17 protein-coding genes and 1 other RNA gene are annotated in these 18,150 nt (G+C 45.0%); 5 read left to right on the top strand and 13 right to left on the bottom strand.

Annotation, left to right across the window (positions count from 1 at the left end; genetic code table 11):
• Positions 1-109: 109 nt before the first annotated feature.
• Positions 110-571, top strand: a complete 462-nt coding sequence (locus LCM20_RS07325; RefSeq protein ID WP_225194773.1) for a chemotaxis protein CheX — start codon at positions 110-112, stop codon at positions 569-571.
• Positions 572-603: 32 nt separating this feature from the next.
• Here LCM20_RS07325 and LCM20_RS07320 read toward each other — a convergent pair whose 3' ends face one another.
• Complete coding sequence (locus LCM20_RS07320) at positions 604-1,371, bottom strand: SDR family NAD(P)-dependent oxidoreductase (protein ID WP_225194772.1); 768 nt, start codon at positions 1,369-1,371, stop codon at positions 604-606.
• A gap of 131 nt (positions 1,372-1,502) precedes the next feature.
• On the opposite strand from LCM20_RS07320, the gene LCM20_RS07315 reads away from it, so the two are divergent.
• Complete coding sequence (locus LCM20_RS07315; RefSeq protein WP_225194771.1) at positions 1,503-2,048, top strand: hypothetical protein; 546 nt, start codon at positions 1,503-1,505, stop codon at positions 2,046-2,048.
• 274 nt (positions 2,049-2,322) lie between these two features.
• Here LCM20_RS07315 and LCM20_RS07310 read toward each other — a convergent pair whose 3' ends face one another.
• From LCM20_RS07310 to LCM20_RS07280, 7 genes are all read right to left on the bottom strand, one after another.
• The gene (locus LCM20_RS07310) at positions 2,323-3,816 is read right to left on the bottom strand and encodes a carboxypeptidase M32 (protein ID WP_225194770.1); all 1,494 of its coding nucleotides are present in this window, start codon (positions 3,814-3,816) and stop codon (positions 2,323-2,325) included.
• 17 nt (positions 3,817-3,833) lie between these two features.
• Positions 3,834-4,997 carry a THUMP domain-containing class I SAM-dependent RNA methyltransferase gene (locus LCM20_RS07305; protein ID WP_225194769.1) on the bottom strand — a complete coding sequence of 388 codons (1,164 nt, stop codon included), beginning with the start codon at positions 4,995-4,997 and terminating at the stop codon, positions 3,834-3,836.
• Between the two features lie 112 nt (positions 4,998-5,109).
• An RNA gene (gene rnpB / locus LCM20_RS07300) (RNase P RNA component class B) lies at positions 5,110-5,486 on the bottom strand.
• Positions 5,487-5,560: 74 nt separating this feature from the next.
• A complete protein-coding gene (gene gpsB / locus LCM20_RS07295; protein WP_225194768.1) occupies positions 5,561-5,869 on the bottom strand; it encodes a cell division regulator GpsB in 309 nt (102 codons plus the stop codon).
• Between the two features lie 80 nt (positions 5,870-5,949).
• On the bottom strand, positions 5,950-6,516 hold the full coding sequence (locus LCM20_RS07290) for an SLOG family protein (RefSeq protein ID WP_225194767.1): 567 nt from the start codon (positions 6,514-6,516) through the stop codon (positions 5,950-5,952).
• Positions 6,517-6,596: 80 nt separating this feature from the next.
• On the bottom strand, positions 6,597-7,049 hold the full coding sequence (locus tag LCM20_RS07285) for a CotD family spore coat protein (RefSeq protein WP_225194766.1): 453 nt from the start codon (positions 7,047-7,049) through the stop codon (positions 6,597-6,599).
• A 316-nt stretch (positions 7,050-7,365) separates the two neighbouring features.
• A complete protein-coding gene (locus LCM20_RS07280) occupies positions 7,366-7,767 on the bottom strand; it encodes a cytidine deaminase (RefSeq protein WP_225194765.1) in 402 nt (133 codons plus the stop codon).
• A gap of 173 nt (positions 7,768-7,940) precedes the next feature.
• Here LCM20_RS07280 and LCM20_RS07275 point away from each other — a divergent pair, with 173 nt between their 5' ends.
• Positions 7,941-11,009 (top strand): efflux RND transporter permease subunit, encoded by a 3,069-nt coding sequence (locus LCM20_RS07275; RefSeq protein WP_225194764.1) that lies wholly within the window; start codon positions 7,941-7,943, stop codon positions 11,007-11,009.
• Between the two features lie 59 nt (positions 11,010-11,068).
• On the opposite strand, the gene LCM20_RS07270 is transcribed toward LCM20_RS07275, so the two are convergent.
• A complete protein-coding gene (locus LCM20_RS07270; protein ID WP_225194763.1) occupies positions 11,069-11,428 on the bottom strand; it encodes a DUF1798 family protein in 360 nt (119 codons plus the stop codon).
• 56 nt (positions 11,429-11,484) lie between these two features.
• Positions 11,485-11,742 (bottom strand): hypothetical protein, encoded by a 258-nt coding sequence (locus tag LCM20_RS07265; protein WP_225194762.1) that lies wholly within the window; start codon positions 11,740-11,742, stop codon positions 11,485-11,487.
• A 429-nt stretch (positions 11,743-12,171) separates the two neighbouring features.
• On the opposite strand from LCM20_RS07265, the gene recU reads away from it, so the two are divergent.
• Both recU and LCM20_RS07255 read left to right on the top strand, forming a co-directional pair.
• On the top strand, positions 12,172-12,762 hold the full coding sequence (gene recU / locus LCM20_RS07260) for a Holliday junction resolvase RecU (RefSeq protein ID WP_225194761.1): 591 nt from the start codon (positions 12,172-12,174) through the stop codon (positions 12,760-12,762).
• A gap of 16 nt (positions 12,763-12,778) precedes the next feature.
• The gene (locus tag LCM20_RS07255) at positions 12,779-15,337 is read left to right on the top strand and encodes a penicillin-binding protein 1A (RefSeq protein WP_225194760.1); all 2,559 of its coding nucleotides are present in this window, start codon (positions 12,779-12,781) and stop codon (positions 15,335-15,337) included.
• Between the two features lie 52 nt (positions 15,338-15,389).
• On the opposite strand, the gene nth is transcribed toward LCM20_RS07255, so the two are convergent.
• From nth to asnS, 3 genes are all read right to left on the bottom strand, one after another.
• Complete coding sequence (nth, locus tag LCM20_RS07250) at positions 15,390-16,049, bottom strand: endonuclease III (protein WP_225194759.1); 660 nt, start codon at positions 16,047-16,049, stop codon at positions 15,390-15,392.
• Positions 16,050-16,069: 20 nt separating this feature from the next.
• Positions 16,070-16,753 carry a DnaD domain-containing protein gene (locus LCM20_RS07245; RefSeq protein WP_225194814.1) on the bottom strand — a complete coding sequence of 228 codons (684 nt, stop codon included), beginning with the start codon at positions 16,751-16,753 and terminating at the stop codon, positions 16,070-16,072.
• A gap of 93 nt (positions 16,754-16,846) precedes the next feature.
• Positions 16,847-18,139, bottom strand: coding sequence for an asparagine--tRNA ligase (gene asnS, locus LCM20_RS07240; RefSeq protein ID WP_225194758.1), 1,293 nt, complete (start codon positions 18,137-18,139; stop codon positions 16,847-16,849).
• Positions 18,140-18,150: the final 11 nt, after the last annotated feature.

The raw sequence follows: 18,150 nt of genomic DNA, 5'->3' as shown, positions 1-18,150 counted from the left end.
CCTTTTTGTTTTATTCTGCTTAAAAAATCGTAAATTATTCCATGAAGCTGTCGAAAAATGTGGTATGATAAACCTATGTCAATGGTATGTATAATAGGAGGGTTACATCGTGTCGAATAGTCAATCTATCACAGATATTCTCAACGGAAGTTTAGACTCGGTCCATTCAGTCTTTCCTTTCGAGCTTTCCATCGAACACCCCCGTAAATTCGAAGAGCCCATCCAACAGAATGAACTAGGTGTACTCATCGGAATGACAGGTGACTTCACCGGCCGTCTGCTCATAGATGGAAGCCACAACAGCTTCGGATATGTAGGTGAGAAAATGTTCGGAATGCCTCTTGAAGGGGAGATGTTATATTCCTTTACAGGAGAGTTAGCTAATATGATTGCTGGAAATTTATCGACGAAGGTCTCAGAACGTAGCATTTCCATCGATATCACCCCTCCTACGGTCATACAGGGAGAATCCAGAATCAGAGGTTTCGATCTCGCCTTTCAAGTTCCCGTGAACCTTGAAGATGAACACAGTTTAAAGTTGATTTTAATGATTGACCAAAAAAGCATGTAACCACTCGGCTACATGCTTTTTGTATACCTATTCTAAAACCCGTAAATCGTCATGCCTCCATCGACAAACAGTGTTTGTCCTGTCATGTAGTTACCTGCTTCAGATGCAAGGAACACCGCTGCTCCCGTCAGTTCTTTCAGTTCACCAATCCGGTTCAATGGTGTTCGATCAAGGATAGCCTCTACATAATCTTCGTCCTCAAGAAGGCGCTCGGTTAGCGAAGTCGGGAAATACCATGGCCCAATGGCATTTACATTAATTTGGTCTTCTCCCCATTCAAGAGCCAGGTTTTTTGTCATTTGAATCAATGCACTCTTCGTCATCGCATAAACTACGCCTGTCTTGAGCGCGACATGACCTCCGACGGAAGAAATGTTGATAATCTTCCCTCGCTTTTCTTTCTTCATCACGGAGCCGGCATATTGCGATAAGAAAAAGGCACTCTTCAAGTTCGTATTGATGATCTGCTCCCATTCCATCTCCGTTACCTTCTCCGCTTCACTTCGGATATTCATACCTGCGTTATTCACCCAGACATCTATCGGTCTATCTTTCCGAATGGCATCCACTTCTTCCTTGATAGCATCCACTTCGACAATGTCTCTTGCAATCGTGAAGGCTTTCCTGCCCAGCCCTTCCACTTCCTTTTTCACAACTAATAATTGTTCCTCGTTTCGGGCAATAATAATGACATCCGCTCCCGCTTCTGCGAAAGCAAGAGCAATCGCCCTTCCGATTCCCTTCGTTCCACCTGTCACAACGGCCAGCTTGTCATCCAATCGAAAACTCGGTAAATACATGATCGTTCCTCCTATGAATCGTTTGATTAAACTGAATATTTTTGATTTTATAAATTTTTCCAAATCAATTTACTTTCTAATGCGCTTACACTAAAATGATGAAGGTAGCAAAACTTAAGGGGGATTCAATGATGAAAAAATGGTTACTCGCCATGGGTCTAACAGGCGCACTTGTCCTTGCCGGATGTGGAAGCGATTCAACAGCATCTGAAGAGAACGGCAATGCTTCACAATCAGAAGAGACAGAGACAAAACAAGATGAAACAGCTGTAAAGAAACAGCTTCTAGCAACACAAATGAACATTAAAGATGCATTCAAAGAGCAACAAGCAAAGATCAGTGATTATGAAGCAGCGATCTCAGCTGAAGAGCCTGATACAGAAACCATCACAACGGCGGCTGATGAAGCGAAAGCAGCGGCTGACGAAGCAGCTAAAAAAGCAGCGGATTACAGCATCGAAGCTGAGCTTCCTGAAGATGTGACAACTCAAGTTCAAGAGGCTGTCGCTTCCTTGCAAGCATACTATGAAGAAGTCGCAGCAGCTCTGGAGGAAAATCCAGAAAGTGCTGACTTCACATTGGCTGAAGAACAGTTCACACAGTTCAACGATCAATTAGGCGCTCTTTATGAAGAAGTCGGCCTACTTGCTCCTGACATGAAAAAAGAACTTTCATAATGATTCAACAAAAGCACGGAATTCAAATTCCGTGCTTTTTTCAGTCTGTTGAAAAAGGTTGGAGAACACTTCTGGTACAAATGTGGAGGACAGTGGGAGCAGAGTACAGATGAGACCCCACAGTGACCGAAGGGAACGAGGAGACTCAAGCGTAGCCCACGTAAAGCAGGTTGGTTCGCCAACACCGCTTCTCAAACTTTATAAGAACCGATAGGACTTTCTCGACATCCTGCAAAAGCACGGAATTTAGATTCCGTGCTTTTTTGCATACAACTTAAAACTGATAGATTTTTTGATATTTCTCCGTCAAGTAATCGACGATGTAATCCGGGTTCAACCCTTCACCCGTTACATCATTGACAATCTCAAGCGGTTTCTTCATTTTTCCATACTGATGGACATGCTCTGTCAACCATTCTTTGATCGGCTGGAAATCCCCGTTTTGAATGTGTGATTCGACAGCCATTGATTCTTGCATTTTCTTAGAAAATTGAGCGGCATACATGTAGCCGAGAGCATAAGAAGGGAAATATCCGAATGCGCCGCCGGACCAGTGGATATCCTGCAGGACGCCTTCCCTATTCGTCTCAGGTTCTACCCCTAAATAATCTTTCATTTTCTCATTCCATAGACGAGGCAGATCCTTGACTTCGATTTCTCCTCCGATGAGTGCCTTCTCAAGCTCATATCGCACCATGATATGGAGACAATACGTCAGCTCATCCGCTTCGATTCGAATGAATGAAGGTTTCACTTCGTTAATGGCACGGTAAAAGTCATCAAGCGGCAGGTCTTTAAAGGAGTCAGGAGCATACGATTTAAACAACTCGTAATGTGTCTGCCAGAACGCTTCTGTTCGAGCAATGAAATTTTCCCAGAATAAAGACTGTGACTCATGGATCCCCATTGACGTTCCATCTGCAAGAGGTGTGAAGGAAAGATTTTCATCGATGTTCTGCTCATAAAGCGCGTGACCGCCTTCATGAATTGTTCCGAAAATAGCCGTACGGAAATCCGTCTCATCGTATTTCGTCGTCACTCGGACATCATTCGTATTGAGACCAATCGCAAAGGGATGAACCGTTTCATCCAAGCGTCCAGCTTGAAAGTCATAGCCCATGCGCTTCAGGATTTCTGCGCTGAACTGCTCCTGCTTATCTTTCGGGAAGTGACCTTCCAAGACGGAAGGATCAGGCTGTTTCGGCGCATTCTTTATTTTATCAAGAAGACTTGTTAACGCTTCTCTCACTTTCGGGAATACTTGATCGAGTACTTCAACCGTAACTCCCGGCTCAAAGTTATGTAAAAGAGCGTCATAGCGGTGGTTCTCATAACCCCAGTAATCAGCGAATTTGCGATTATACTCTACGAGCTTCTCCAAATAGGGACGGAAACTGTCAAAGTCGTCATTGTCTTTCGCTTCCTCCCACATGGATTCAGCTTGGGATTGTAACGTGACATATTCACGATACTCATCTACTGGAATCTTTGCCGTTTTCTCGTATGTTTCTTCCGCTTCCTCAAGAGCACGCTTCATGACAGGGTCTTCTACCTTCCCTTTCAACTCATCGATACAGCTCTTCATTTCATCGGACGTTTGAATCTCATGCACTTTTTGAGAAAGTACACCGAGCACCTCTGCCCGGTGGCCCATCCCTTTCTTCGGAGCTTTCGTACGCATGTCCCACCCCATAAGACCGATCGCTTCCCCGTAAGAAGCTTGTTCTTTAAGAAGGGTTTTAAATTGATCAAGTTTCTGCTGTGTCATGTCTCTGCCTCCCTGAATCAAAATCCTTTATTGTGCGTTGGTTTCGATCTGATTTTTTTACCGAAATACTGATAGTAATCGGTCTTGATGAATCCATTGAACAATTTACGTTTCTTCGTCGCTTTCTTCCCGTAAAAGCTTTCAAATTGTTCGTGTGAGGTCAATACATAGACACTCCAGGACGGATAGTCCCGCATAATCACGCCGAGGTCCCGGTACATCGCCTCTACTTCGTCGCGTTCGTTCAAACGCTCTCCGTAAGGCGGATTCGTGACGATATAGCCATTGTCCATTTTCGGCTTCAAATCAGATGCCTGCATCTGCTTCCACGTGACTAAGTCACCGAGACCTGCTTCAAGCGCATTGTTCTCGGCAATCTTGATCAACTGAGGGTCGATATCGGAACCGGTGATCTGTAAAGGCTGGTCATAATCCGCTTTTTCTTCTGCTTCACGGAATGCTTCGTCCCAAAGCTCTTGTCCGATAAAGCTCCAGCCTTCCGATGCGAACTCTCTGTTGAAACCAGGTGCAATGTTCTGACCGATCAATGCGGCTTCGATCGCAATCGTACCGGAGCCACAAAACGGATCGACGAACGGCTCATCAGGCTTCCAATTCGTAATCTGCACAAGGGCTGCTGCCATGGTCTCTTTCAATGGCGCTTCCCCCTGACCGACACGATAGCCTCTTTTGTGAAGACCGCTTCCTGATGTATCAATCGTCAGAAGAGCCTCATCTTTATGAATGGCAACTTCTACACGGTAAAAGGCTCCCGTCTCCTTGAGCCAGGAAGCAATTCCATACTTCTTCTTCAATCGTTCTACAATCGCCTTTTTTACGATGGATTGGCAGTCCGGCACACTGTAAAGCTTCGATTTAACGGATTTCCCGACCACAGGAAATTCTCCGTCTTCATCTATGAACTGCTCCCATGGCAGTGCCTTTGTCTCTTCAAACAGTTGATCGAAGCTCGTCGCTTTGAAACGCCCGACTAACAGCTTGACACGATCGGCCGTCCGCAGCCATAGGTTCGTTCTCGGGATCGCTGAAACGTCAGTAGTGAACAGCACTCGTCCGTTTTCCACCTGAACATCTTCGTACCCAAGAGCTTTCACTTCGTTAGCTACGATGGATTCAAGCCCCATCGCAGCCGTTGCTATCAAGGTAACTTTTTTTGGCATGATACCCCTCCACTTCTTTATGTAAATCCTGTAGTCAATAAAAAACCCTTCTAAAAAGCGTTGTGACTTTTCAGAAGGGTGATCTTGTTTAATCATAAATGACCGTTGAATACTTTGTAAGCCATGTTCTGTTCCATCGTACTGCAAGCGGTGGTCAACCTCGTACTCCGGTGGTAATCATCTATCTGCCGATGAACGACCTCTTCTTCGGTTCATTTCCCTATGAAGAGTGCCCCTACCTATATTTGGGTTGCTCACTCGTGGGGTTTACCTCGTTCCACCCGAAATATTTCTATTCCGGCTCCGTCACTGTGGCACTTTCAAGGTATTCATTCCATATCCAGATGGACGTAGGAATTTTCCCTGCCGTTAGCTTTTACACTACCCTGACTTATGGTTTCGTCAGGCACGAACACTACAGACATCTCAGCCTGTGTGAGCATGGACTTTCCTCTGCATGATCAAGTCATACAGCGATTACCCAAGTATTCAACTGTTGACGTTCAAATAACGCACTCAGTCATTATAGCAGAGGTCTGACGTTTTGTCACAAGTAATTTTCGTCAGTCTGCGTATTTCTTACCAAAAACCGCTTTTTCTAAATTAGACACGCGTTTTAAAATATCATAGTTCATTTGATGGTTACTCGTGTTCTGGGGTTTGGCCCTCTGGGGCACTTCCCTTGAGGACATCTTTCTCAGACGGTCATTCTCCTGCTGCAACCGTTCTAGTTCTTGACTGAATCGATCATAGTCTTGAATGATTAAATCTAAGTACTCATCAACTTCTTCTTGATTATAACCTCGCATTGACGTTTTGAAGTCTTTCTCAAGTATATCTTTACTCGTCAGTTGAAAACGTCCTTCACTCATTTTCATCACCTCTGTCTGCCACATTACCTCTATTTTTTCAAAACAACACGGAATTGTCAATTTTCATTTTGGTGGTGAGGCTAGGAACTCCAGTAATCAGGGTCAGCCATTCTTAATTCCTCGACGATGTCATCAAGATCCATAGGCGTTATGTACAGAACCTGATAATCATGCTGTTCCTGATGCTTCTTCACTTTATTCAAATAAAACTTGGGACTTCCATCGGTTTCTTCGTCAAAGAGAATAAGGGTGCCGTCAGAATGCTCGATAAGAAATTGATCCTTTGCTTTAAATTGATGGGGTCCTTCGTACTTCTTATTATAAATGGGTTGAAAAAAATCAGCTGTCATGGTGACTTCCTCATAGGCAAGCTGCAGGTCCTCTGGCCAACGCTCATCCTGGTTCTCAAATGGCGGGATGACACCTAGGTTGATTTCGTAGCCTTCGTCCTTCATATCAAGAACGACTTGTGCAGCCCATAATTCAACTCCCATTTGCCCGGACACGAGCACCCACTCCAGACCATCATCTACTAGGTTGACGATTCTCTTCCTCAATGCAGCCTTCACAAACTCTATTTTCGGATCGTTCGATTTAAATATTCCCATTTCGATCGGTTTGTATCCTGTTACAACAATGGTTCTCACTTCTATCACTTCCTTACTCCATAAGTGTAAAGGAAACAGAAATGAGCCACAACGATTTGTTGTGGCTACATATACTGATCTTACATCATGCCGTCTTCGGGCATCATGGGCATCATAGGCATTTGTCCCTGCATTGGCATCTGACCTTGCATCGGCATTTGCCCCTGCATTGGCATTTGTCCTTGCATTGGCATCTGACCCTGCATCGGCATTTGTCCTTGCATTGGCATCTGACCCTGCATCGGCATTTGTCCTTGCATTTGCTCCAATTCTTGAGGGTTCGCGAATTGTGTCCAGTCGTAGTCCGGGGATGAACCTTGAGGATACGCAAAGTCCTGCGTTTGGAAGAAATCTTGTTCGGACATCATATAAGGGAAGTAGTGGTAGTTATTTAATAAATGGTTGTTTTTCACCATGACGTGTGTTGGGTGAATGTAATCCTGGTTCTCTACATAACAATTTTCCATAACACATTGCTGCATCGGGCAGACAATTGGACGACGCTGACAATTTGGAGCCATTTGGCCTTTCATTGAATGATGGTGCATGGGAAGTTCACTCCTTATCGGTTATTCTTTATCAGCGTATGTCACTAGGACCCACATTGTACTAGGCGATATCATCAATAATCGGGCTTTTTGCGATGGGAAAGATAAAATATAATCCTCTCTGCTTTTCTAGTCATTACGATCAACCCCTTAATCATCAAGGGTCATGTTGGGGATTCAACATAGACTTCAATGTCTGATCCAACATGGCCGAGAGTACGTTCCGTTTCATAACATCACTCAATCTCCGAATCCATAAAAAAACAGCACCCTCTTCTTTCCAAGGTGCTGGATCTTTAACTTATCCTTCGTTTAAATCGGATGCAGCGAAGGAATAAGGGAGTAGTTCTTCCATTGTAAGAGTCTTTGTTTCTCCTTCAAGGTTGGATGTGTGAATCAGTGTTTCTGGTCCGAAAAACTCACTCATCACCTGACGACAGGATCCACATGGCGGTACTGGTCGCTTCGTATCCGCTACGACAGCAATTTGTGAGAACTTATAGTCCCCTTCTGAAATCGCTTTGAAGATCGCCACGCGTTCTGCACAGCACGTAACAGGGTATGCAGCATTCTCAATGTTACAGCCGGTATAGACTTTCCCATCTTCCGTAAGTAAAGCCGCTCCGACAGGAAACTTCGAATATGGCGTATAAGTCATCTCTGTCATTTTCTTTGCTTCTTCTATCAATTGTTTCTGGTTCATCTCATATCCCTCCCTTTCAATTGGGAAAATCATTATATAAAACTTATAGAGATATGTAAAGCGATTTCAAAAATCCGTTCAGCACATTCAAAAGTGAAAATAAATGACACACGTGTCAAAAATAATTATACTGAATGTAGCTTAGACTTGAGAAAGAAAAAAGGAGGATTTATATGTCTAAATTATTGGATTTCAGAAAAATTGTCTGGGTCTTCATTGCCCTGCTCATTTTCACAGGAATCTTTACTTATTTACAGCTCCCCAAAAGGGAGATACCCGAGATTAATGTGAATATTGCTCAAATCTCTACGGTGTACCCTGGAGCTACCCCGGAAGAAGTAGAACGCACGATTACGAACCCACTCGAAAGCGAGTTATTGAATGTCGTTGGGATCAGCGAAGTCACCTCTGCTTCTACGACGGGCTTCGGGTCCATTACGGCGACCCTCGAAGGTGGTGTGGACCGTGAAAGCGTGAATTCGAAGATTCGTCAAATTGTCTCGGATGTGTCGAGAACTTATCCTGATGAAGTACAGGACCCTACAGTCACAACGGACTTATCGACTTCCTCCGTTGCTTCCTATCACCTCCTCGCAGAGGACCGTGAAGCACTTTATGACTTAAGAAATGAGTTGGAAACTTGGCGGAATAGTTTGACGAGTATTTCCGGCGTAGAATCGATTCTTGTTAAAGGGTTACCGGAACAACAGGTGACCGTATCGCTGGATAATGAAGCCCTTCAGGAAAATCAGATTGCTGCCTTCCCGATCGTCTCCACGATTCAAAGTGAAATTGCGCCCGGAGCGATCGGTACAGAACAACAAGATGGCACCATCTATCAACTGATTTTAAATAAATACTCAGATATTGAAGGACTTTCCTCGCTACGAATCGGCACTTCACCCGATGGAGACCCGCTTACTCTGAGTGACGTAGGTTCAATTGAAGTGGAAGACTTGCCTGCACAGGACCTAATCTCCTACGAAGACCAAGCAGCTCTATCCTTGACAATATTTGCTCAAGAAGGCGTTAACATTTCTGCTTTGCAGGAAGAAATTACAGCGAATGTTGATGACTTGAAAGAGGAATTACCTGAGGAAATTACGGTGGACCGCTTTTATACACAAAGCACCATTATCGAAGAAGTATTTAACAGTCTGGTCAGCTCATTGGGAATTTCTTTCCTGGCCGTTATCGTCATCATGGTGCTGGGGCTGCCGATATCTTCCGCAATCCTTGTTGCGTTGGCCATCCCGATCTCCATCATGATTGGACTGATTCCGCTTCCTTATATAGGCGTTGACTTAAACCAGATTTCGGTTATCGGAATGATTATTGCCATCGGTATATTGGTCGATGACGCGATTGTCGTAAACGATAATATACAACGGCGGTTTCAAATGGGTGACGGTCCCTTAGAAGGAACTGTCAAAGGAGTTAAGGAAGTTGCAAAGTCGATTATCACATCTACCTTGATGATTATTTTCAGCTTTCTTCCGCTGACATTCTTATCCGGAACGAACGGTGAGTTCATTCGGGCCCTGCCGTCCGTTCTGATTTTCACAATTGTAGCTTCAACGCTTATTTCGTTGACGCTGATTCCAACCGTTCAATATGCACGAAAAAGAAGAAGCAAGAAGCAAGCGAAAGCCAAAGAAGGGCTTCTTGGCGGATGGTTTAACGGGCTTGAGAAAATCTATGCCGACCGTCTACTGCCGAAAACGACAAAACGTCCATGGGTCACGTCCATTATCGGACTACTCGTTTGTGTATTACTGGCTACGCTTGCCATAAGAATACCATTTGAATTCTTCCCGGCAGCCGATCGTCAGGAAGTCACCATCTCAGTTGAGTATCCACAAGGTACACCTATCGAACAGACGGAAGAAGAGCTCCAGGCGATCCAGGAATTCTTAATGGAGAATGAGGAAGACATAACCGAAACAAGCGTCTATACAGGCAGCGGGCTTCCTCCTATCTTCAGTTCCGGTCTGACCCGATCCGGTGAAAATACAGGGCAGGTCCTCGTCCGCATCGATCGTGACACAACAAGTGCGACAGCGTTCATGGACGAATGGGAAGCCCCTTTGAGAGAAGAATTCGAAAACGCTGAAATCTTTCTAGAAACGATTGTATCTGGTCCTCCTACCTCTCCACCTGTGCAGGTACAGATTCAAGGACCAGAGCTTGATACACTCATTTCAGAAGCCAATGAACTACAAAGCAGACTGCAAGAGCTAGAGACAACCGAAATCACGACATTAAATTCAGAGACCCAGCCATTCCTAAGCTACAACTTGGACCGCGAGCGAATGGCCGAGGAAAACATCGCCATCGATCAAGTCACATCGCAAATTCAAATCGCCAACACAGGGATTCCACTTGGAACGTTTGATAATGGCGTGGACCGACTACCGATGAAGGTCATTGTCGATGATGGGGAAGCAGAAGGAGTCAATCTCGAGCAATTGGAAGTGGCCTCAAGCTCCCAAGACGGAGCCCCTGGTCAGCCGCCGCAAGTGTTTACACTCGATGAATTCATCTCTACAGAAGAATCCGACCAGCTGGGAGCCATCCCCCACTTAGACGGGGAGCGTACAATTACGCTGGAGGCTTACCCTAAAGAAGGAGAGAGCAACACTTTCAATTCAGAAGCGAACGAAATTCTAGATAATTTTGAATCCGAACTACCAGAAGGATATACAGTCGTTGAAAGTGGCCAGACCGATGCCCAGACAGAGTTCTTCATTGAGGTGTCCAAACTGTTCGTCATCGTCCTCTTCCTCATCTATTTGACGATTGCTGTACAGTTTAACTCTCTATTGATGCCGCTTCTTATTACAGGAACGGTATTCCTAGCAGTTACCGGAGCCATCGTCGGCCTGTTTATCTCTGGAGAACCGCTCAGCTTCCTTGCGACACTAGGGATTGTTTCCTTATCAGGTATTGTTGTCCGAAACTCTGTGATCCTGGTGGAATTCATGGAGCAGAATCTCGAACGTTACGGCTCAACAGTCGAAGCTGTCATTGAAGCGGGTCGGGCACGTGTCCGTCCGATCATTCTTACTTCCCTAACTTCGATTGCAGCGTTAACGCCTATTATTTTCACAGGAGACGTTCTATTCAGACCGCTTGCGATCTCCATCGTATCCGGACTGCTCTTCTCCACCATATTGACACTCATACTCGTTCCGACCTTCTATATTATTATTGCGAAGGTGACAGGAAAACAAAAAGCATAAGAAAACGAAACAAGGCCGAAGCAGAAATGCTCCGGCCTTGTTTTTGCTTTATCATTGAATCAAGTTTGATTCCGTATGTCATTCAGCATCATATCCAGCACGTAGTGGACTGATTGGTACAGTTCCTTGAACCGTTTCAGATGGACATCCAAGTAGTAGCTGTGAAGAATGATCATCTCTATATTCTCATGAGTGGATTGAACCTGGTTAGGGTGTACGGACGTGTGTCTATTCTTTACAAACCCCCCTGCTTTTTCAAACCATTGTGTATTTAATGCAAACATGGACGAGGTCTCTTTCTTCACACGTTCGAAGAAATCACGGTCCGATTTGTCGACCGGTCCTTCACTTTCAACAAACATTCGGTGACGCTCATCCATCAATTGTTTCAAATCTCTTGTATCTTGTTCCAGGGACATATATACTCACCTTTTTTATTTAACCTTACCATGACATGCAAAAAGGATTCAATGGTTCAGACAACTCTCCGCTGACGTCTCACGACACGGTCGATCAGCTTTTCCTTCTGTCCCTTCTGCACCTTCTTCAGCTCGTCGCGTAGTCGGAATACTTCATCTTTCAGCTCATCGATTTGTTTCCGATGAGAGATGGCCATTGTAGAGACGACTTCATCGGCTTTCAGGGATAAACGGCGTTCCAGCAGGGAAAATCGTTCTTTTAACTGAAGCAATTCTGTCTCGAAATCCTCAACAGATACGGTACGATTATTCATGAAGATCCTCTCCCCTTTTATTGGTAATACTAAATTTCGCTCTTATTTGAATATCTCCTATCTGAATGACAAGACTAGAAGTAATGCAACAAAACAAGTCAAAAACCTCGAAAAGGGGGACGTTGATTATGCCAAATAAAAAGCAACCAAAGAAAAAACAACCGAAACCGGCAAAGACCGATAACCCGAAACTTGCCGGAGAAAATCGTCCATCGACGTAATGTAGAAACTGCTGCCGTGTGTTCATGGCAGCAGTTTTTTTTATCCTCTCCCCCCTTAAATAGAGTCGAATTTTCGAAACAGTTATGTGGAATGTTCAAGGAATTGAAACTTTTTTCTTCAAAAAACGTCTATTAAGGTGACAATTTAATGGGCTTGGCTACGTTTTTTTGTTATGATACTCTCATGGAATTAGGGAGGGACATTCCATTGAACTACCCAAACGGCAAACGTGCCCAATCGAAGCATTCAAAAGCAAGACAAAAGAAAAAACCCGACTTCAGCAATCGGGGGATGACGTTGGAAGAAGATATCAACGCGACGAACGAGCATTATTTAAGAGCTGGCATCGCTGTCGTGCATAAAAAGCCGACACCTGTTCAAATTGTCCAGGTGGACTACCCGAAGCGAAGTGCTGCTGTCATTAAAGAAGCGTACTTCAAACAGGCGTCTACAACTGACTTTAATGGAGTTTATCGAGGCAGGTATATTGATTTTGAGGCAAAAGAAACGAAGAATAAAACATCGTTCCCTCTAAGCAATATCCACCAACACCAAGTCGATCACATGAAAGCTGTCGAACAGCATGAAGGAATTTCTTTTTTAATTTTGAAATTCACGCCGCTTGATGAGGTCTACGTAGTTCCTTCTTCTTGTGTATTTTCATTCTGGGATGATCAGCAAAACGGTGGCAGAAAGTCTATTCCTTACAACACCGTGCAGCAAGAAGGAATTCTTGTTCCGTTCCACTTCCAGGCCAGGGTCGACTACAGAAAAGCATTAGATAAGCTCTATTTCTGAAATGGAGGAAACATCAATGGCCAATGAAAGCCAATCACGTTCAGCTAGAAAAAAGCAGCTGAAACAATCGAAGAAAAGAAAAGGCAAATTCAAAAAAATTATTATGACTTTATTTATATTCGGTATCATCATGGTTCTGGGTGGTGGCGGACTATTCGCCTACTATGTATCCAGCGCCCCAGATTTAGATGAATCGCAATTATCCGATCCCTATTCATCAAAAGTATATGATATGAATGATGAGTTGATCGCCGACTTAGCCGGCGAAGAAAACAGAACAAAAGTCACGTACGAAGAAATTCCACAAATCATGAAAGATGCCGTCATTGCTACGGAGGATTCGCGTTTTTACAATCATATCGGGATTGACTTTCAGCGAATTGCAGCCGCAGTCTGGGCCAACGTGACACAAGGATTCGGAGCCGAAGGAGCAAGTACGATTACACAACAGGTCGTTAAACGCTCATTCCTTTCACCGGACAAAACCTTAGAGAGAAAAGTGCAGGAACAATACCTTGCGATCAAGCTGGATCAGCAGTTCACAAAGGAACAAATTCTTGAAATGTACTTGAATAAGATCTATTACGGTGCAAGAGCTTATGGTGTTGCAGAAGCGGCGGATACTTACTTCGGAAAAGAGGACCTGAATGAACTGACGCTTCCGGAAGCCGCTCTGCTTGCTGGACTTCCGCAGCGCCCATCCGGCTACAATCCGTTTGAAAACCCTGAAGCGGCGCAAAGCCGTATGGAAACGGTGCTGAGCTTGATGGTGCAGCACGGTAAGATCACTCAGGAAGAAGCCGATCAAGCCAGTCAAACGAAAGTACAAGATATGCTTGTCCCTTCAGATTCCAGAGAGCAGACACCTTATGATGCCTTTATCGATGCCGTACGAGATGAAGTCCGTCAAAAAATGGATGGTGCCGATCTTTACAAAGACGGCCTGAAAATTTATACGACGCTTGATCCTAATGCTCAGGAATCTGTTCAACGGATGTTGAGTAGTGAAGGTCCGATCAGCTGGCCTGATGAGTCTCTTCAGGCAGGAGTAGCAGTGACTGATACTCAAACTGGTGCTGTTCGAGCCATCGGGGGCGGTCGAAATTATCAAGGCGATAACTTCAACTATGCCACCCAACTCGAGCGCCAGGCAGGATCTACATTCAAGCCGATTATGGCATACGGACCCGCCATCGAACACCAGAGAATTTCAACGTACCACCAGATTTTAGATGAACCTTACGAAATCAACGGAAAAGACATTAATAACTTTGACAATCAATACCGTGGCTGGGTATCGGCACGGTATGCGTTAAGCCGCTCACTCAACATTCCTGCAATGAAGACGATGCAGGAGGTCGGCCCTGATCGCGCGAAGGCATTTGCTGAAGGACTCGGCATTAACTTCACGAACGATCGCGTACTTCCCGTCGACGCCATCGGAGGTGGTGACACGAACGTAACACCTCTTCAAATGTCAGCTGCCTATGCGGCGTTCGGTAATGAGGGAGTGTACAACGAACCATATACAGTGAGGAAGATCGAAGTTCCGGGTCAGGAGACGATTGATACGAAACCGGAACCGAAAGCTGCTATGAGTAAATATACAGCATTCATGGTCTCCAACATGCTACAAACAACGATGACGGAAGGGTCAGGTCGCCGTGCAGATGTACCAAACCTTCCGGAAGCAGGAAAAACAGGTACGACAAACCGCCCTACTGATGCCGGAGATATCGCACCTGATTCATGGTTCAACGGATATACAACCAACTATTCGATTTCCGTTTGGAGTGGTTATCAAAATATAAACGAAGGCTTGTCCTCAGCTGCGAAAGACGTTCCGAAGCAAATTTTCAAACCATTAATGGCGGAATTGTCTTCCGGTAAAGAGACCGCTGACTTTACGAAGCCAAGCACAGTGACGTGGCTTGATATTGAAGAAGGCTCACGACCGGCTAAACTTCCAAGTCAATTCACTCCGGAGAGCAGAATTGTGACGGAATTGTTCCATGTTGACAACCAACCTTCTAAGGTTTCTGAAGCCTATCAAAAACTCGATCCGGTTCAAAACCTTACAGGTACATTCAATGAGGAAGCAGGAGCAATCGAACTGCGCTGGGCCTACAACGAGTCAGAGGAAGTGAACTTCCGCGTCGATGTCTCGATTAATGGCGGTCAGCCTACCGAGCTGACGACAACCGGGCAAACCAGCTTGAACATTACAAACATCGAACCAGACGCTGATTATTCCTTCAGTGTAACGGCCATCAGCCCTGATGAACGAGCGCAGGACAGTGATCCTGCAAGCGTTCAAGTTCAAACCGGAAACCCTGATTCAGCAGAAGATGAGAACGATGATCAGGATGAAGAAGAGAACGAAGGTAACGGTGAAAATGAGAACAATGGCAACAATGATGGCGCCGATGAATCTGATGGAGAGAATCAAAACGACAACAACAACGACGATTCAAATAATAACAATAATGATTCAAACAATGATTCAAATCAAGACGATCCTAACCAGGGTAACCAGAATGACGATCAAGAAAACACCGAAAACGATGCCGCATAAACCATGCAGTAATCTAAAAAAGCGTGACCAGCTATCAGCTGGTCACGCTTTTTTATTTCACTTTTTCTCTTTTCTTCATTCGTTTCTGACCTTCTCGGCATAAAGTCAATAGTGGACATTCTTCACATTCTGGTCTTTGGGCTTTACAGTGATACCGTCCGAAAAAAATCATCCGATGATGAGTGACGCTCCATTGGTCTTCGGGAACTTTTCTCATCAAAGTTTTTTCAACCTCTAACACAGAGTCCTTCCACCTGCAGATCCCGAGCCTCTTGGAAACCCGCTCCACATGTGTATCAACGGCAATCGCCGGCTCTCCAAAAGCAACAGAGGCAACGACATTGGCCGTCTTCCGCCCTACACCTGCAAGGCTTTCCAGCTCTTGCTTCGTTTGAGGAACTTGGCCATCGAATTCTTCGATGATCGTTTTCGACAGCTTCTGGATATTCTTCGCTTTGTTACGATAAAGCCCGATTCGCTTGATATCCTGTTGAAGCTCTTCTAAGGGAACATCCATATAGTCATAGGGGCTTTTATACTTCTCGAACAAACCCGGCGTCACTTTGTTGACGAGGGCGTCTGTTGCTTGAGCGGATAATACGACGGCTACAAGCAGTTCAAAGGGATTGCTATGGTTCAATTCGCAATCGGCATCTGGAAACATTTCTTCAAATACATCAAGGCAGTACTGGATTTGTTTTTTATTTAACAATTCGCTCTCCCCCTATCGGTTCAATCTTCTTCCAACCAATTGTAGTAAAGGGAGACATCCCGCTTTTCACTGGTCGGTGTCTTCTTAGGCTGAGATCCCTGCTGTCTAAACTGTTTACCGTGCTCTCTCGCCTGTTCGACTGTGCGTACCCCTTTTTTAGACCACTCCCTCAAAATCCGGTCGATGTATTTAAAGTTCAGCTTGCCCATCAGGACCGCTTCTCGTAAGGCAGCCTTGATCAGCGCGGGAGACTGCTCGTCCTCATCAAGCCAAATACTGATCGTCTCGATTTCAAAAGGTGATAATGGTCTTCCGAACTCCTGTTCAAAAAGAGGAAAGATGTTTTCATCATAGTTCGGTTCCTGCGTTTTCGGCTTTTCCTGGAACAACTTCTCCCAGAGAGGCTCTAACGAATAGGTTTCATTGATGATCTGCTGCTCGTTCTTCTTTTGTTCAATGGTAAGGAACTGCTTTTGAATAAGCCTTCTCAGAATTTGTGAACATTGCTGGCTTGTCAGGCTGACGTGCTCTGCAAGTTCTTCTGGTGTCGGGAAAGAATTCCCCTTGCTTCTGAATCGATGGATTTGTAAAATCAAAACAAGTTCCTGCTCCGCGATTCCAAGCGACACGTATTTCGTCAACAATTCCCCGGGAATCGTCAATTGGTTATCCATCATTTGTTGGTAGCTTTGATATCTGCCCATTCTCTTCCCCTCATTTCCTGTTGTTGTTCGTGAAAAAACACCGATGACGTCAATGACGATCCATCGGTGTTCCATCCTCCATGTGTGTGATTCTTAAGGGTAAAGTCGGTTTAACAGGCGTGGGAATGGAATCGTCTCACGCACGTGCTCTACACCTGAGATCCAAGCGACCGTACGCTCAAGTCCCAGTCCGAATCCTGAATGCGGCACACTGCCGTATTCTCTAAGTTGCAGGTACCACTTATAGGCATCTCCTGTCAGATCATGTTCCTCATAGCGCTGCTTCATCAATTCCAGGTCGTCAATTCGTTGAGAACCTCCGATGATTTCCCCATACCCTTCAGGTGCAATCAAGTCGGCACATAATACAACTTCAGGACGATTAGGATCAGGCTTCATATAGAAGGCTTTGATCTCAGCCGGATAATTCGTGATAAACACAGGCTTATCAAACGCCTCGGCAATTGCCGTTTCATGTGGAGCACCGAAATCTTCTCCCCATTCGATATCGTCGAACCCTTTTTCCTTCACAAGTTGAATCGCATCATCATAACTGATTCTCGGGAACGGTGCCTTAATGTTCTCCAAGGCTTTCGTGTCACGACCAAGCGCATCAAGCTCGATTTTACAGTTTTGAAGGACCGACTGTACGACATGAGAGACGTACTGTTCCTGCACTTCAAGGCTCTCCTCATGGTCCATAAACGCCATCTCAGGCTCAATCATCCAAAACTCAATTAAGTGTCTGCGAGTTTTGGACTTCTCAGCTCTGAATGTCGGACCGAAGCTGAAGACTTTACCGAATGCCATAGCGGCGGCTTCCATATAAAGCTGACCACTTTGGGAAAGATAGGCATCCTCATCGAAGTACTTCGTATGGAACAGTTCTGTTGTTCCTTCTGCTGATGAACCAGTCAGAATTGGCGGATCAACTTTAACATATCCATTGTCATTGAAGAATTCGTACGTTGCACGGATGATTTCGTTACGAACTTTCATCACGGCGTGCTGGCGCTTCGAACGCAACCACAGGTGACGGTGATCCATTAAGAATTCTGTTCCGTGTTCTTTTGGCGTGATTGGGTAATCCACCGCCTCATGAATGATTTCAAAATCCGATACTTGCATTTCGAACCCTAACGGTGAACGGGTATCTTCAACAATTGTACCCGTGACGTATAGAGAAGATTCCTGCGTAAGAGCTTTTGCTTCTTGGAATTTCTCTTCCCCGATATCTGCCTTCACGACAATTCCCTGCATGAATCCTGTACCATCACGCAGTTGCAGGAAAGCGATCTTTCCGCTTGAACGTTTATTTGCAAGCCACGCTCCGATCGTGACTTCTTCACCTACATGTTTTGAAACTTGAGAAATCGTTGTTTTCACAGTAATACCTC

The sequence above is a fragment of the Halobacillus litoralis genome, assembly GCF_020171725.1.
GTDB classification, from domain to species: Bacteria; Bacillota; Bacilli; order Bacillales; family Halobacillaceae; genus Halobacillus; species Halobacillus litoralis_F.
The sequence above is the reverse complement of the archived record's forward strand: the minus strand, read 5'-3'. Positions and strand labels throughout refer to the sequence as shown.